Genomic DNA, 15,603 nt, shown 5'->3' on the forward strand with positions numbered 1-15,603 from the left:
CTAAGCAAGATTTAATTGGCTATGGCAAGAAACGGACGGATCTGATGCACTTTTCCAAGACTTCACTGCTGAAACATTTTGGTCTGGTGCTGTCGGCCTGTACTGTTGTGCTTTTTGCCCCCCCACTGCCAGCGCAGGCGCAAAACATGTTTGCCCCCGCGCGCACCGTCAATGACCGTGTCATCAGCAATTACGATGTCGAGCAGCGCATCAATTTCATGACAGTGCTGAATGCAGGCGCGGCAGATATGCGCCGCGATGCGCTGACACGATTGACCGAAGAAGCGGTGCAGCGCGATTATGCGCGGCGTCTGGGCATTCGGGTAAACCGCGATGAAATCCGCGAAGGGATGGCGGAATTCGCCGCGCGTGCCGAACTGCCAACGGAAGAGTTTGTCGCAGCCCTCGGGGAAAGCGGTGTCGATGCCGAAACATTCGAGGGGTTTGTCGAGGCAGGCTTGCTATGGCGCAAGGTCGTGGCACAGCGGTTTCCGGCATTGATCGACGTCTCGGGTGCCGATGTGCGCCGTTCGCGCGATGTGGCCGCGATCCTTGGGCGGGAACGCGTGCTGATTTCCGAGATTTTTCTGCCCACCGACCCCGAATTTGCAGAGGCCGTGTCCCAGATCATGGAGATGATCGAGGGCGCGCGCAGCGTCGAGGAATTCTCTAATCTTGCGCGCGAATTCTCTTTGGCCGGTTCGCGCGACCAAGGCGGGCGTTTGCCCGATTGGGTGCCTGTTGAAAACCTGCCGGGGCCGATATCGGGGCCAATTTTGCAGGCGCGGCCGGGGCAAATCGTTGGTCCGATCCCGCTTAGCGGGGCGATTGCCTATTTCCAGCTTCGCGCCCGCGAGAGCACGCGTGACATTCCCGCAGACAGGGTTGTTCTGAACTATGCCCGCTTGCTTTTGCCCGGCGGGCGCAGCGACGAAAACCTTGGCCGTGTCGCGCAGATGCGCCAGCAGGCCCGCAATTGCGCAGGGCTTGGCCCCTTTGCCCGCGATTTGCCGCAAGACGCCCTGAGCGAGCGCGAAGCGCTGATAAACGATATTCCCCGCTCTGACGCGGTAGAGTTGGCGCGTCTGGATCGCAACGAGATATCTGCCAACACGACAGAGGGTGGCAATCTGGTTGTCCTGATGCTGTGCAGCCGCGAATTGCAATTCGAGGACGCACCAAGCGATGCCCGTGTCCGAGATGTTATTTTTGACCGCCGCCTTGGCGAAATGGCCAATGTAAAGCTGCAAGAGCTTGTCGCAGATGCGGATATCCGCGACTTCTAGGCACCAGCGAAAGTGAACCAGCCAAAAGCCGCGCAGCAGGGGTTGCGCGGCTTAGCTTATGTCGTCCTCTTCCTCGCTGCCATGGGTGCCGCGTTCGCGGTAGGGCGTGGTGTCGTAATGCGCGCGGTAACATTTCGAGAAATGTGACGGAGAGGTGAAGCCTGTCGCCAGTGCCACGCTGATCACGCTCATATCCGTCTGCATCAGCAGGTTGCGCGCGCGTTCCAGCCGCAATTCCATGTAGTAGCGCTTCGGGCTGCGGTTCAGATAGCGCCGGAACAGCCGCTCCAACTGGCGGGTGGACATGTCCACTTCATTGGCAAGGTCTGAGGGGCTGATCGGGTCTTCAATATGGTTTTCCATAAATTCGATCACCCGCGCCAGTTTCGGATGGCGCACGCCGATGCGGGCGGGAATCGACAGGCGTTGCGTGTCGCGGTTGGTACGGATCGAGGAATAGATCATCTGGTCGGCGACAGCATGCGCCAGATCAGAGCCTTCTGCATTGGTGATCAATGTCAGCATCATATCCAAAGGGGCCGTACCGCCTGCCGATGTCAGGCGTTTGCCATGGATGACAAAGACCGATTTTGTCAGGTCGATCTCGGGGAAATCCTCGATCAGGGCATCGTGGTTTTCCCAATGGATCGTGGCGCGGTGCCCGTCCAGCAGCCCCGCTTTGGCCAAGGTCCATGCGCCGGTACAAATGCCGCCAATGGTGTTGCCATGGCGCGCGCGCTTGCGCAGCCATGACAATATGGCGGGTGTCGTCGTACGTTGCACATCCAGCCCGCCGCACACCACGATCATTGCATCATTGGGAATATCGTCCAGCCCCTCTGACACGGCAATCTGCGTTCCGTTGGAACAGGTTACCGCTGTGCCGCTTTCGCTGACCAGCTTCCAGCTGTATAGCGGCTTGCCAGCCACACGGTTGGCCAGGCGCAACGGTTCTACCGCTGCAGCATAGGCCATCAGTGTAAAGCGTTCCAGCAACAGAAAGACAACCTGATGGCGCGCGGCATCGCCAGAGCGGGACATATGACGTTGGAGAGTTGAAACCATGTGTTTACGCGCGTCTTCAGTTAAGGTGGCCGAGACACAAACAAGTTTCCTTTCCCCGCGCAAGAGCAATCGTATTTGCAAGCGGCAATGTGCTTTTGTATAGAAGGCCCGAGCAGCGCTGCGACCGCTAACGCTGCACCACAGAATTGACACCCGGAGGCACCTAATGACCCAAGGCTGGACGAAATCGACATGGCGCACGCGCCCGCGTATTCAGATGCCTGAATATCTGGATGCCGACAAGCTTGGCGCTGTAGAAGCGCAGTTGCGCCAATACCCGCCGCTTGTCTTTGCGGGCGAAGTCCGCGCGCTCAAGCGCAAGCTGGGTGCCGCCGCCAAGGGCGAAGCGTTTTTGCTACAGGGCGGGGATTGCGCCGAAAGCTTTTCCGAGTTCAGCGCAGACAGCATCCGCGACACGTTCAAGGTGCTGTTGCAGATGGCGATTGTGCTGACCTATGGGGCCAAAGTGCCTGTGGTGAAAGTCGGGCGCATGGCAGGGCAATTCGCCAAGCCACGTTCCGCCCCGACAGAGGTGATTGGCGGGCAGGAATTACCCAGCTATCGCGGCGATATCATCAACGGGTTCGACTTCACCCCCGAGGCGCGAATCCCAGACCCGAACCGCATGCTGCAAGCCTATACGCAGGCGGCGGCAGGGTTGAACCTGTTGCGCGCCTTTTCCAAGGGCGGCTATGCTGACATGCACCGCGTGCATTCCTGGACGCTTGGCTTTGCCGATGGCGAGAAGGCCGAGCGCTACCGCGAAATGACCGACCGCATTACCGACACGCTGGATTTCCTGACGGCTGCGGGTATCACGTCCGAGACAAGCAAAGAGCTTTCGTCGGTCGATTTCTACACCAGCCACGAAGCGCTGTTGCTGGAATATGAAGAAGCCTTGGCGCGGGTTGATTCTACCTCGGGCCTGCCGGTGGCAGGGTCTGGCCATTTCATCTGGATTGGCGACCGCACCCGCCAGCCTGATGGCGCGCATGTCGAATTCTGCCGTGGGGTGCAGAACCCTGTCGGGCTGAAATGCGGCCCTTCGATCAGCCCGGATGACCTCAAGCGCCTGATGGCCACGCTGAACCCCGAAAACGAAGCGGGCCGCCTGACACTGATTGCGCGCTTTGGGGCAGGGCAGGTGGGTGACCATCTGCCACGGCTGATTCGCGCGGTCGAGGACGAGGGCGCCAATGTGCTTTGGACCTGTGACCCGATGCATGGCAACACGATCAAATCCTCCTCGGGGTACAAAACGCGGCCCTTTGATTCGGTCTTGCGCGAGGTGCGCGAATTCTTTGCCATTCACAACGCTGAAGGCACCATTCCCGGTGGCGTTCATTTCGAGATGACAGGCAAGGATGTCACCGAATGCACAGGCGGCTTGCGCGCCGTGTCGGATGAAGACCTGTCGCAGCGCTATCACACTGCCTGCGATCCGCGCCTGAATGCCAGCCAGTCGCTGGAACTGGCGTTCCTTGTGTCGGAAGAACTGGTCGGCCGCCGCCAGAAACTTGCGGCTGCAATCTGACAGAGCCTGAAGGAAAAACCCCCTTAAGGGGCGACAGGGAGAGGGGCCAAAGCCCCTCTCTTTTGCCCTTGGCCCATGACCGGATTGCCCAGATGCCCCCAGTTTCCCTGCGCGATGCCACGCCTGATGATGCGGAAGCGATTGCCGCAATATGGAACCCGATTATCCGCGACACAGTTATTACGTTTAACCCTGTGCAGCGCAGTATTTCCGAGATTGAGGCGATGATCACGGCGCGGCAGGCGGATGGGCATGCTTTCCTGATCGCGCAGGACGCAGCGCAAGTGCTGGGTTTTGCCAGCTATGCGCAATTTCGGGGGGGCGCAGGCTATGCGCGATGCATGGAGCATACGATCAACCTTGCCCCCGCTGCGCGCGGCAAAGGGGCTGGGCGCGCGCTGCTGCTGGCGCTAGAGGGGCACGCGGCAGCGGCAGGCCATCATGTGATGGTCGCAGCAGTCACGGGCGCAAATGCGGCCAGTGTCGGTTTTCATGCGAAGATGGGCTATCTTACGGTTGGCACCATGCCGCAAGTTGGTTGGAAGTTTGGCCAGTTTCACGATCTGGTTTTGATGCAGAAATTCCTTGGAGTGCGGTAATTTGTACTGCTGCATTCCAGATTTGTCCCTGTTAGGGTTACGTTTATGTCGATCTGGACCCGTATTGCCGATGCCCTGACTGCCCTGCGCAAGGGAGAGCCGCTCAGCAGCGTGTTCGACCGTTTGCGCACGCCGCCGGAACGCACTGTCGCCTTTACCATTGCAGTCATTGCGCTGGGGGCGAAACTGGCCAAAGCGGATGGGCAGGTGACGCGCGGCGAAGTGGCCGCATTTCGGCGCATTTTCACCATCCCCCGAGAGGAAGAGGCCAACGCGGCGCGGGTGTTCAATCTGGCGCGGCAGGATGTGGCTGGGTTTGACCTTTATGCGCGCAAGATTGCCGCAATGTTTCCGCCCCGTGACCCTGTTCTGGTGGACCTGATGGAAGGGCTGTTCGAGGTGGCAATGGCCGATGACGGCTTTCACCCGCAAGAAGAGGCGTTCTTGCGCGAAGTCGCGGATATTTTTGGCCTGACAGAGCGCTGCTTTCGGTGTTTGCGGGCGCGCTTTGTGGGCGATGTGCCGCCAGACCCTTATGATGTGCTGGAAGTCAGTCAGGATGCCCCCATCGCCGTGATCCGGCGCGCCTACCGCGATGCCGTGCGCGAAACGCATCCTGACAGGCTGGCTGCGCGCGGTGTGCCACAAGAAGCGGTAAAGCTGGCAGAGCACCGCTTGCGCGACCTGAATCGCGCTTGGGAAGAAATCCAGCAAGGCCACGCAGCCTGACACGTTTCTGAGAGTGGCACTCGGCGCGCTGGTGGCAAACCCTTGGCGCAGCTATACTGCCAGCATGAAAGCCACTTTATGGACCTTTGCCCTTTGCGCCTTGATGGCTGTGCCTGTGCAGGCACAGGAAGAGGGTGCGCGGCCTGACGCACAGGACAGCACGCCGCAAATTTTCGACCTGTTCGAGCGGATGTTGCGCGGGTTTATGCGCGATGCGCAACCGCACCTGCGCGAACTTGAACGCGATTTCACCGCGCTAGAGCCGGAATTGCAGCGCTTGTTGCAGAATTTGCGCGATATGACGCAGTATCACCCGCCTGAAATTCTGCCCAATGGCGATATTCTGATCCGTCGGCGGCAGGGGGGCGACACGGCCCCCGAACCCGCCCCCGATCAAGACCGGGTATCGCCCGAGACAGAGTCGGACCTGCCATTCGAATTGTGAGTGCGCCGCACGCGGACTTTTGCCTCTGCCCCGATCTGGTTTGTCAGGGTTGCGAATCGTTGTTCCGCCACTTCGGTGAAAAGCGCTTGCATGTCGCGTTCCAACACCAGTTCCAGCACTTCCTTTTTCGGGTAAAAGCGCAACTCGCCCGCATTCTCTGGCCCATCCATCGAGAACATGGCCCCGAATCGCAGCGCGCGCCCCAGCATTTTTGCCTCTGCCAGATCCTTGTCAGGCAAAAGCCCTGCAATTTCCTTGATGCGCGGGCGCATGCCGCTGGTTTTGTAGCGATACATCAGCGCAATCCCCAGATACACGCGGCCCGGATGGTCCAGCCCGCCAAGATTGGCGCGGGTGGTGGTGTCGAAACAGGCATCCGCCCTGTAATCGGGATGGGCGCGCCAGTTCACATCATGCAGCAGGCAGGCCGCGCGAATCAGGCGCAGCCGCGCGGGCGGGCGGTTGCGATAAAGCGGCAACAGGAAATGGTACAGCTTGCGCCCAAACCCCGGAATCCGCGAACTGGAATATTCCATGAAATGGCACGCCTCGATCAGCGGGTCGCGGCGGCGCAGGTCTTCGGGCATCTGTTCATACAAGATCCCCTCTCTGATTCCATAGCTGGACACATAGACATGTTTGGGGCTGAACACATGCACCAGCTGGCGCAAGACCTGACAGGCCAGCGGCACAAGGCTCATGCGTTCGGCAGACACACCTGTCATCGCGCGCAGCTTTGCGGGGTCTTGATCCGTGATCCAGTCGATGGTTTTGCGGATCGCCTTGGGCGTCATCGCGTATTCATGCAGCACCTTTAACGGATAGCCACGGCGTTCCATATCCATGCGTGCAATCGCGCGCCATGATCCGCCCACCAGATACAGCGCGTCATGGTGTACGCCGACCTGATCGCGCAAATCTTTCAACACAAGGCCGATATGGTCGCGCAACCCTTTCTTGCCGCCGCCGATCTGTTGCAGGCGGAACGGGCCAAGCCCTGAGGAGACGTTGCAATGCACCTTGCCATCACCGATCACGGCCAGTTCCATACTGTTGCCGCCAATGTCGCAGACCAGCCCCTTGGCGTCTGGCCAGCCTGTCAGCACGCCCTGCGCGGACAGGCGCGCTTCTTCGGGGCCATCGACAATGCGCATGCGCAGGCCGGTTTCACATTCGATCTGGGCGCAGAATTCGGGCCCGTCCTCGGCCTCGCGCATGGCGGCGGTGGCAACCATGGTCAGATTGGACAGTGACATGCCCCGCGCCAGCAGCGCGAACCGCTTGAGCGTGGCAAGCGCGCGAACGCGCCCTTCGGGGTTCAGCTTGCCGGTTTCGGCCAGCCCGCGCCCAAGCCCGCATAGCACCTTTTCATTGAAGAAATAGGCAGGGCTGCGCGCCGCGCCATCAAACACCACCAACCGCACAGAGTTTGACCCGACATCGATCACGCCCACATGCTTCAGCGCGCGCGTCTGGGGGTCAGCGAAAACGGGTGTATCAAACAGGCCCGATGTATTCGGGGCGTCATAGCCCGCTGTGTCCGCGAGCGCGTTGCCATCCATTAGGGCAGCTCCTGTCTGACATCGACTAAGGGCATCTTAACCTTTCGGGCAGGACCGGGTCAATCTCTGCCGCCGCGTCCGTTTGCGCGGATGTGGTAGTTTGGTTTTGTGCCCTTCCGTGCGTGGATGCAATGCGGCATAAGGGCTGCGTCGAGTTTAGGGGCACCATGCCCGATTTTGCCTGATGAGAGGTTCCATGCACGATATCCGCGCGATACGCGAAAACCCCGCCGCTTTTGATGCAGCCCTTGCCCGTCGCGGGCTGGCCGCGCAATCGGGAGAGATTTTGGCATTGGATCAGGCGCGGCGCGCGGCGATTTCGCAGGCAGAGGCGGCAAAAGCCGCACAGAATGCCGCATCCAAACAGGTGGGCGCCGCCAAAGCGCGCGGCGATGATGCCGAATTCGCGCGCTTGCGCGCGCTTGTGGCCGAGAAAAAGGCCGAAATGGCCACGCTGGAAGATGACGCCCGCGCGGGTGACGCGAAACTGACAGCGATTCTGGAAAGCTTGCCAAATCTGCCCTTGGCCGAAGTGCCCGAAGGCGCGGATGAGGCCGGCAATGTCGAGATGCGCCGCTGGGGCACCCCGCGCGATTTCGACTTTCAGCCGGTCGAGCATTTCGAGATCAAGGGCATAGCCAAAGACATGGATTTTGGCACGGCGGCGAAACTGTCTGGCGCGCGCTTTGTTGTTCTGCGCGGCGCAGTGGCGCGTGTGCACCGCGCGCTGGCGCAATTCATGCTGGACCTGCATGTTGAAGAACACGCGCTGACCGAAGTCAACAGCCCCGTTCTGGTGCGCGATGAAGCCATGTATGGCACCGGCCAGTTGCCGAAATTTGCCGAAGACAGCTACCGCACCACCAATGGCTGGTGGCTGATCCCCACATCCGAAGTCACGCTGACCAATTTTGCCGCCGGTGACATTCTGGACGGGGCCAAGCTGCCCTTGCGGTTTTGCGCGCATACGCTTTGTTTCCGGTCCGAGGCAGGCAGTGCAGGCAAGGACACAACCGGCATGCTGCGTCAGCACCAGTTCGAGAAGGTCGAAATGGTGTCGATCACGCGCCCTGAAGAGGCGCTTGCCGAACATGAGCGCATGACACGCTGCGCCGAGACGGTGCTGGAGCGGTTGGGCTTGCCCTATCGCACGATAGTTTTGTGTACGGGCGATATGGGGTTTGGCGCGCAAAAGACCCATGATATCGAAGTCTGGGTGCCGGGCCAGGGCACGTATAGAGAGATTTCCAGCGTCTCGGTCTGCGGTGATTTTCAGGCGCGGCGCATGAATGCGCGGTTCCGCCCCGAGGATGGGGGCAAGCCGGAATTTGTGCATACGCTGAATGGCTCTGGCGTGGCTGTAGGGCGCTGTCTAATTGCTGTGCTGGAGAATGGACAAACCGCCGATGGCGGCGTCGATCTGCCAGAGGTGCTGCACCCCTATTTGCGGGGCCGCACACGCATCACCCCAGAGGGGGCATTGGCGTGAGTTGTTCATAAGTGCCATGATATGACCTGATTTTGGCCATGTTTACCTTGTTTGCTGTCTTCATGACATTTTCAGACAAGGATATTTGACATGCACTCACACATCCCGCCACAGCCCAACACAGGCAAAGACCGCAAGCAGACCCGCCAAACGCCAGTGATGCGCGCAGATGCACGCGCATCGGACCGGCGGGTTGTGCAATTTACGGATTGGGCCTTGATCTGACCCCCACTTGGATGGGCCGATTCTTGCCGATGGGGCGCGCGGCATGCGCCAAGGTGCTAAAAACCACTGGGCGCACCCGCGCCTGATGCGCTAGCAGCAAAGCTGTCCTGCCCGCATGCGGGTGTCGCGTGAGTGCCGCCTTATGCCAACTCCGATATCCTCGATCCGAAATCTTGGCCCCGCAATGGAAGACGCGTTTGCGCGTGCCGGAATTGACAGCGCAGAGGCGTTGCGCGCGCTGGGGACAGATGCCGCCTATGCGCGCTTGCTGCAATCGGGGTCGAAGCCCCATTTCATTTCCTATTATGTGCTGGAAATGGCGTTACAGGGCCGCCCGTGGAATGATTGCAGGGGCGAAGAGAAAGCACGCCTGCGCGCCCGCTTTGACCAGCTGAAATCTGAAAACACCCCAAACCCCAACGCGATCGATGCCATCCTCGACGAGATTGGCGTGATCGTTGCGAACCGAAAGGCAAATTGAGTGATGATCCGGTCTTTATGTATGGCACTGGTTTGCCTTGGCCTTGCGGCATGCGGCAAGCCCGGTGCCGATGTTTCGCGCGCAGCCCCCGTGCCCACCAACCTCTATCCGGGCGAGACGCCGCAGATGCGTGAATTGGTGCGGCGCTACGCGGCCAAGCACGACATTCCCGAGGCACTGTTGCACCGCGTGATCCAGCGCGAGAGCGATTACCGCGCGCATGCGCGCAACGGGCCATATTGGGGGTTGATGCAGATTCTGCCCCAGACTGCGCAGCAGATGGGCTTTCGCGGTGCGCCACAAGACCTTCTGGATGCAGAAACCAATCTTGAATATGCAGGCCGGTATCTGCGCGGGGCGTGGCTGGTCTCGAACGGCAATATCGACGCTGCCGTGATGTGGTATGCGCGCGGCTATTATTACGAGGCGCGCAATCGCTGCATGCTGGTCGCCACAGGTTTGCGCACGCGCGAAGTGCGCCGCGACTGCCCGCAACCCTCACGGGATGCCTGAGAACGGGCAAATCACCCCCCAAAAGTTTTCGGGGGGTGATCTTGGCTTAGAAGGACCAGACGCGCGCGTCAGCTTCCAGCATCGCGCCCGCCATGGCAGGGGGCTGCGCAACGCCCACGCCTTCAATCAGAACCGAGGCATCAGCCCCAAGGCCCGGCAGATAGATCGCGCAAACTTCGACAGTTGCACCATTGGCCATCAGCATTTGCAGCATGCCTTGCGGGCTTGCATCGCGCGGTGGCTGCGGAGCTGTGGCAGTTTCAGGTGCATCGATCAATGCCAGATCCCCGCCCGGACCACATAGCAAAATGCGCGTCTGCGCGCCTTGCTCCATGGCTTGTGCAGTCAGGACCATCGCCATCAGCTGTGTCTGCGCGTTTTCCGAGGTGACAACGGTCACCAGCTTTTCTGCAGATTCAGCAAGCGCAGGCGCGCCAAGTCCTGCGCCCAACAAGGCGGCGATCGCGGTTGTGCGGATCATATGGGTCATTACAAATTTCTCCTTACAGATGCCGGATAGATCCGGTCCGCCATAGGATGACAGCGTATAATTAAAATTCATATATGACGATGTGTCGCGCGTATCTGGTTTTCTGCTGGTTGGTCAAAGTAGCGCCACAGTTTTCGGTAAGTGTTAACCATGATTAACCATATTGAGGGCGCCAAATGCCAAGTTTTGCTGTTTTCCAACGTGTCAGAAATTTTCGCATATGGCCTTTCGCAAAAATGCGTCGCGCTGTTCAAATACGCCTGTCCTCGATCCCATTTATCGGGGGCAGAACAGAACAAGCTTTTCGAGCCGCATTTTGCATGCTGCCGCAAGGCAGAAAAAATGACCTGATTCTTTACTATCAGCGCAAGCATTCCTGCTCTCGCAAAGAAGCAATGCAGCGCGCGATTGAAGATCGCGCGCGCGAGAATGGGTACAGGATGTAAGCAAATTACTCTTCCCACCACCACACATCAGGTTGAAACCCGATCCAGTCGCCATAAACAGGCAGGCGGTCAGGGTATTTCAACTCTGCCGCATGGGCGATGCGGGCGCGGTCGTTAAACCAGAACGGCACGACATAACGCCCCGCTGTCAGCACGCGGTCAAGCGCGCGGGTGGTGGCGATGAAATCTTCCTGTTCATACGAGGTGAGCAAGCGTTCAACCAGCGCATCAATCGCGGGGCTTTCAACGCCCATCCAGTTGCGCGAACCGGCAATATGCGCCGATTCAGACCCCCAATACAGCCGCTGTTCCGCGCCGGGGCTAAGTGACAGACCACGCACATAATAGGCCATATCGAAGTCAAAATTATTGGTGCGTTCGGTATATTGGGCGGAGTCTATTTGCGAAACAGTCACATCCATGCCCAGACGCTTGAGCGCCTCTATATAAATATCTGTGATCGAGGCCACTTCCGAAGACCCCTGACGCAACAGGATGCTAAAGCGAAACGCCTCGCCTGCGCTGTTGCGCAACACGCCCGCCGCGTCAGGTTCCCACCCCGCTTCGACCAGCAAACTGGTGGCCGCGCGCATATTGGCGCGGTTGGCCACGCTGCCATCGGAACTGGGCAGGCGGTAGCCCTCCAGGGTGCCGGGATACAGCTGGTCTGCGAAGGGTTCCAGAAACTCTGCCACGCGCCCTTCGGCAGGGCCGTCCTGCATGGCAAGAACAGAGTTCGAGAAGTAAGAGGTAATGCGCGGGTCTTCGCCCGCATTGATAACCTGATTGGCATATTCAAAGTTGAAGGCGCTGATCATCGCCTCGCGCACGCGCCAATCCGAAAAAAGCGGGTTGCGCGTGTTCATGACAAAGCCCGCAATGCCCGAAGGGCGCTGGTGCGGGATTTCAGATTTCACAATCTCGCCTGCCTGCACGGCGGGGAAATTATACCGCGTGTTCCAAGCATTCGCGTTGGTTTCGCGCATCGTGTTCAGCAGGCCAGAGGTGAAGGCCTCGAACATGGCGGTGCCATCGCCAAAGAATTCCATCCGGATCTCGTCCAGATTGGCCTGACCGCGCATGAAGGGCAGGTCATTGCCCCAGTAATCGGGGTTGCGCTTCAGGTAGACATAGCGCCCTGCCTCGAATCGGTCGATGACATAGGGGGCGGTTGTGATGGGAATCACAGAGGTGCCGGATTCCGCGAAATCAAGGTTTTCCCATTGCGCCTTTTGCAGGATCGGGCGCAGGCCCATGATCAGCGGCAATTCGCGGTCTGGTTCGGTAAAGGTAAAGCGGATGGTGCGCGCGCCCACCACCTCGGCGCGCTCAACGCGCGTCCATGTGCCGTGAAAACGCGGGTGCCCGAGCGTGCCAAGCGTCTCATAGGACCACAGCACATCTTCGACGGTGACGGGGCTGCCATCGGAAAAGCGCGCCTCTGGGCGCAGGGTGAATTCCACCCAGGAACGGTCGTCATCTGTCTCGACTGATTCGGCCAAAAGGCCATACAGCGTGAAAGGTTCGTCCCAGTTGCGCCCCATCAGGCTTTCATAAGCAAGATATTGCAATTGCCACGGCGCGCGCCCTTTCAAAATATTGGGATTGAGCGAATCGAAGCTGCCAACCTCGCCTTGCACGATACGCCCCCCACGGGGCGCATTCGGGTTGGTGTGGGGAAGATGCTCAAAATCTGGTGGTAAGGCAGGCTCGCCATACATAGCTATGCCATGACTGGGCTGCGCAAGGCCATATTGCGCGACACTTACACAAGGGGCGATCACAGCAAGCGCAGTGACGATTCGGCGCAAATATGGTTTCATTCGGGCAGCTCCAAGGCTTTTGAAAGGCATGGTTTCCGCGCAAGCTACAGTGCGTTGTCAGAGTTTTCAAACTTTTAGCTTGGAAGGCTAAGGTAGAATGGCTATATATGAAGCACTGCTCGATAGGTTTCTTGCCTGTATGAAACCTGCCTCAATAACTGACGCCCGCCTTGTGCGGGCGTTTTTTTTGCGCCAAGCCAGCGCGCGGACATGCACCGCAGCGCGCTTGGGTCTGGCCCTTGTGCCAGTAAGCTATATGCTAAGCCCCATAGGAATACCGGATAAGGAGCAGATGGATGCAGCTTGCAGGAAAACGCGCCGTGGTGACGGGGTCAAACTCGGGAATCGGTTTGGGAATCGCACGCGAGCTGGCGCGCGCAGGGGCAGATGTGGTGATCAATTCCTTCACCGATGAGCCGGCAGATCACGCGCTGGCCGCAGAGATTGCCGCCGAGACAGGCGCAAAAGTCACCTATATTCAAGCGGACATGTCCAAGCCCGACCAATGCCGCGCCCTGATCGAGGCGGCGGGCGGGTGCGATATTCTGGTCAATAATGCTGGCATCCAGCATGTCGCGCGGATTGAAGAATTTCCGGGCGAGAAGTGGGACGCGATTATCGCCATCAACCTGTCATCGGCCTTTCACACCAGTGCAGCCGCCCTGCCGGGAATGTATGCGAAGGGCTGGGGACGGGTGATCAATATCTCATCAGCGCATGGTCTGACGGCAAGCCCCTATAAATCGGCCTATATCGCGGCCAAGCACGGGATTGTGGGGCTGAGCAAAACCACCGCGCTGGAAGCGGCAGGAAAGGGCGTGACCTGCAACGCGATCTGCCCGGGCTATGTGCTGACACCGATTGTCGAGAAGCAAATCCCCGACCAGATGAAAACCCATGGCATGGACCGCGAGACAGTCATCAAAGAGGTGATGCTGGCGCGCCAACCCTCGGGCGAGTTTGCCACGGTCGAGCAGATGGGGGGCACGGCAGTGTTTCTTTGCTCGGACGCAGCCGCGCAGATTACCGGAACGACAATCTCTGTGGATGGCGGCTGGACCGCACTTTAAGCGGCGCTGTGTGTGGAGAGGGCGCGATGTGAGTATTTCTGGCAAGAAAATGAGGATTGTCGTGCCATAAGGCATGCCGATCTCTGCGTTTCGAGCGGTAAATTTCCGGAGACAGGTGAATGACAAAACGCATCAATCTGGCCCTGCAAGGGGGCGGCGCGCATGGGGCCTTTACCTGGGGCGTGCTGGACCGGCTTTTGCAGGAAAAGGACATCGAGATTGCCGCGATTTCCGGCACATCGGCGGGCGCGCTGAACGGGGCGGCGCTGAAAGCGGGCATGGCGCAGGGGGGCGCGCAGGGGGCGCGGGTGTTGCTGGACCGGATCTGGCATCAGGTGGGGGCGGTGCATGATCTGCGCCTGACAGGCTGGATCGCGCAGGCGCTGCCGCCTGTGGGCATGGTGAATGCCTGGATGGAATCGCTGATGCCTGTCTCGCCCATGGACATTGCCGCCTTGGTGACCAGCCCGTACCAATATGGCCCGCTCTATCGCAACCCTTTGGAGCCGGTGGTGCGCACGCTGAATTTCGATCAGGTCTGTTCCAAGGATGGGCCAGAGCTGCATATTGCCGCCACCAATGTGCGCACAGGCAAAATCCGTGTTTTCTCTGGCGGTGAGGTCTCGGGCGAGGTGATCATGGCGTCAGCCTGCCTTCCGACCCTGTTTCAGGCTGTGGAACTGGTGGACCCGGCCACGGGCGCGCGGGAGGCGTTCTGGGACGGGGGCTATACGGGCAATCCCGCACTGTTTCCGCTGTTTGATGCGCATTTGCCCGATGACATCGTGATTGTGAACATCAACCCGCTGAAGCGCGATACCGTGCCCCAGACCCCGCAGGAGATACAAAACCGGATTAACGAGATCAGCTTCAACACCTCGTTATTGCGCGAATTGCGCGCGGTGCATTTCGTCAAGCGGCTGATCCGCGAGGGGCGCATGGAGCGGGGCGCGATGAAAGATGTGCTGGTGCATATGGTGGCCGATGACGCGTTGATGAACACGCTGTCAGTGACCAGCAAGGTAACCCCCACACCCTATCTGTTGCACAGCCTGAAAGAAGCGGGCCGTGCGGCCTGCCAGACCTTCCTGAGTGGCAGCAAGCAGGACTTAAACGTGCAAGCCACTGTCAATCTGGAAGAGATGTTCGACTGAGGGGCGCGCGGGCCAACGCTGCTGCCACAGGGGGCTTGCGCGGCGCGGGATAGACCAGCCCTGCCGAGATGACCAGTTTTGCGGCATCCTCGATCGTCATGTCCAACTCGATCACATCCGCGCGCGGCACGAACAGCAAAAAGCCAGAGGTGGGATTGGGCGTGGTTGGCAGGAAGATCGAGATCATCTCGCCGTTTTCGGCCAGATGGGTGCCAATCTCGCCGCGGGTCGTGGTCGAGATGAAGGCCACAGCCCAGATGCCGGGGCGGGGGTATTGCACAAGGCAGGCGCGGTCAAAACTTGGTGCCTGACGCGACAGGATCGTGTCGGCAATCTGTTTGACGGCATTGTAGATCGAGCGGATGACCGGCATCGCCTCGACAATGCGTTCGCCCCAACCGACCAGCGTGCGCCCGATCAAACCCTTGGTGAAATAGCCCATCACCAGCGTGAAGATCACGAAAATCACCACCCCCACACCGGGAATATCCAGCCCTGTCAGGGCGTCTGGGTGAAAGCGGCTTGGGATGAGCGGCAGAACCAGACCGTCAATCCATGTGATGACATTCCACACCAGCCACAATGTCAGCACACCCGGTGCTATCACCGCAAGCCCTGCCAGAAAATTGCCGCGCAGCGATGCGATCAGACCGCGTTTGCCATGTTCCGGACTCATATGATTCCCTTGTCAG

Annotated in this window: 17 protein-coding genes; 12 read left to right on the plus strand and 5 right to left on the minus strand. The window is 59.4% G+C overall.

The genetic code is table 11. The features are described from left to right. The first annotated feature begins 44 nt into the window (after positions 1 to 44). Positions 45 to 1,286, plus strand: a complete 1,242-nt coding sequence (locus tag BG455_RS04865; RefSeq protein WP_071468852.1) for a peptidylprolyl isomerase — start codon at positions 45 to 47, stop codon at positions 1,284 to 1,286. A gap of 51 nt (positions 1,287 to 1,337) precedes the next feature. Here BG455_RS04865 and BG455_RS04870 read toward each other — a convergent pair whose 3' ends face one another. After that, on the minus strand, positions 1,338 to 2,327 hold the full coding sequence (locus BG455_RS04870; RefSeq protein WP_071468853.1) for a GlxA family transcriptional regulator: 990 nt from the start codon (positions 2,325 to 2,327) through the stop codon (positions 1,338 to 1,340). Between the two features lie 190 nt (positions 2,328 to 2,517). Here BG455_RS04870 and BG455_RS04875 point away from each other — a divergent pair, with 190 nt between their 5' ends. The 4 genes from BG455_RS04875 to BG455_RS04890 all read left to right on the plus strand — a co-directional run bounded on the left by BG455_RS04875 (position 2,518) and on the right by BG455_RS04890 (position 5,658). Beyond that, positions 2,518 to 3,885 carry a class II 3-deoxy-7-phosphoheptulonate synthase gene (locus BG455_RS04875; RefSeq protein ID WP_071468854.1) on the plus strand — a complete coding sequence of 456 codons (1,368 nt, stop codon included), beginning with the start codon at positions 2,518 to 2,520 and terminating at the stop codon, positions 3,883 to 3,885. Positions 3,886 to 3,977: 92 nt separating this feature from the next. Next, positions 3,978 to 4,484: a GNAT family N-acetyltransferase gene (locus BG455_RS04880; protein ID WP_071469123.1), complete on the plus strand. Its 507-nt coding sequence runs from the start codon at positions 3,978 to 3,980 to the stop codon at positions 4,482 to 4,484. A gap of 45 nt (positions 4,485 to 4,529) precedes the next feature. Continuing rightward, entirely contained in the window at positions 4,530 to 5,213 is a 684-nt protein-coding gene (locus tag BG455_RS04885; RefSeq protein WP_071468855.1) for a molecular chaperone DjiA, read from the plus strand. A gap of 64 nt (positions 5,214 to 5,277) precedes the next feature. Beyond that, positions 5,278 to 5,658, plus strand: coding sequence for a hypothetical protein (locus tag BG455_RS04890; protein ID WP_143079878.1), 381 nt, complete (start codon positions 5,278 to 5,280; stop codon positions 5,656 to 5,658). Here BG455_RS04890 and BG455_RS04895 read toward each other — a convergent pair. Then, complete coding sequence (locus tag BG455_RS04895) at positions 5,607 to 7,220, minus strand: Ppx/GppA family phosphatase (protein ID WP_084386137.1); 1,614 nt, start codon at positions 7,218 to 7,220, stop codon at positions 5,607 to 5,609. The genes BG455_RS04890 and BG455_RS04895 overlap by 52 nt on opposite strands. A gap of 196 nt (positions 7,221 to 7,416) precedes the next feature. On the opposite strand from BG455_RS04895, the gene serS reads away from it, so the two are divergent. The 4 genes from serS to BG455_RS04910 all read left to right on the plus strand — a co-directional run bounded on the left by serS (position 7,417) and on the right by BG455_RS04910 (position 9,928). Next, positions 7,417 to 8,709: a serine--tRNA ligase gene (gene serS / locus BG455_RS04900; protein ID WP_071468857.1), complete on the plus strand. Its 1,293-nt coding sequence runs from the start codon at positions 7,417 to 7,419 to the stop codon at positions 8,707 to 8,709. 90 nt (positions 8,710 to 8,799) lie between these two features. After that, positions 8,800 to 8,934: a hypothetical protein gene (locus BG455_RS17635; protein WP_281243898.1), complete on the plus strand. Its 135-nt coding sequence runs from the start codon at positions 8,800 to 8,802 to the stop codon at positions 8,932 to 8,934. Between the two features lie 142 nt (positions 8,935 to 9,076). Beyond that, positions 9,077 to 9,415 carry a TfoX/Sxy family protein gene (locus tag BG455_RS04905; protein WP_071469125.1) on the plus strand — a complete coding sequence of 113 codons (339 nt, stop codon included), beginning with the start codon at positions 9,077 to 9,079 and terminating at the stop codon, positions 9,413 to 9,415. 21 nt (positions 9,416 to 9,436) lie between these two features. Beyond that, positions 9,437 to 9,928: a transglycosylase SLT domain-containing protein gene (locus BG455_RS04910; protein ID WP_245735475.1), complete on the plus strand. Its 492-nt coding sequence runs from the start codon at positions 9,437 to 9,439 to the stop codon at positions 9,926 to 9,928. A 46-nt stretch (positions 9,929 to 9,974) separates the two neighbouring features. Here BG455_RS04910 and BG455_RS04915 read toward each other — a convergent pair whose 3' ends face one another. Next, entirely contained in the window at positions 9,975 to 10,418 is a 444-nt protein-coding gene (locus BG455_RS04915; protein ID WP_084386159.1) for a DsrE family protein, read from the minus strand. A gap of 150 nt (positions 10,419 to 10,568) precedes the next feature. On the opposite strand from BG455_RS04915, the gene BG455_RS04920 reads away from it, so the two are divergent. Continuing rightward, a complete protein-coding gene (locus tag BG455_RS04920) occupies positions 10,569 to 10,769 on the plus strand; it encodes a hypothetical protein (RefSeq protein WP_071468859.1) in 201 nt (66 codons plus the stop codon). A gap of 100 nt (positions 10,770 to 10,869) precedes the next feature. On the opposite strand, the gene BG455_RS04925 is transcribed toward BG455_RS04920, so the two are convergent. Beyond that, entirely contained in the window at positions 10,870 to 12,687 is a 1,818-nt protein-coding gene (locus BG455_RS04925) for an extracellular solute-binding protein (RefSeq protein WP_071468860.1), read from the minus strand. 296 nt (positions 12,688 to 12,983) lie between these two features. Between BG455_RS04925 and BG455_RS04930 the strand changes: the two genes are divergently transcribed. Then, positions 12,984 to 13,757: a 3-hydroxybutyrate dehydrogenase gene (locus tag BG455_RS04930; RefSeq protein WP_071468861.1), complete on the plus strand. Its 774-nt coding sequence runs from the start codon at positions 12,984 to 12,986 to the stop codon at positions 13,755 to 13,757. A gap of 119 nt (positions 13,758 to 13,876) precedes the next feature. Continuing rightward, positions 13,877 to 14,911: a patatin-like phospholipase family protein gene (locus BG455_RS04935; protein WP_071468862.1), complete on the plus strand. Its 1,035-nt coding sequence runs from the start codon at positions 13,877 to 13,879 to the stop codon at positions 14,909 to 14,911. Here the strand turns inward: BG455_RS04935 and BG455_RS04940 are convergent. Continuing rightward, the gene (locus tag BG455_RS04940; RefSeq protein ID WP_071468863.1) at positions 14,886 to 15,587 is read right to left on the minus strand and encodes a DUF502 domain-containing protein; all 702 of its coding nucleotides are present in this window, start codon (positions 15,585 to 15,587) and stop codon (positions 14,886 to 14,888) included. The genes BG455_RS04935 and BG455_RS04940 overlap by 26 nt on opposite strands. Positions 15,588 to 15,603 lie beyond the last annotated feature (16 nt).

The sequence above is a fragment of the Roseinatronobacter thiooxidans genome (assembly GCF_001870675.1).
Taxonomy (GTDB): Bacteria; Pseudomonadota; Alphaproteobacteria; order Rhodobacterales; family Rhodobacteraceae; genus Roseinatronobacter; species Roseinatronobacter thiooxidans.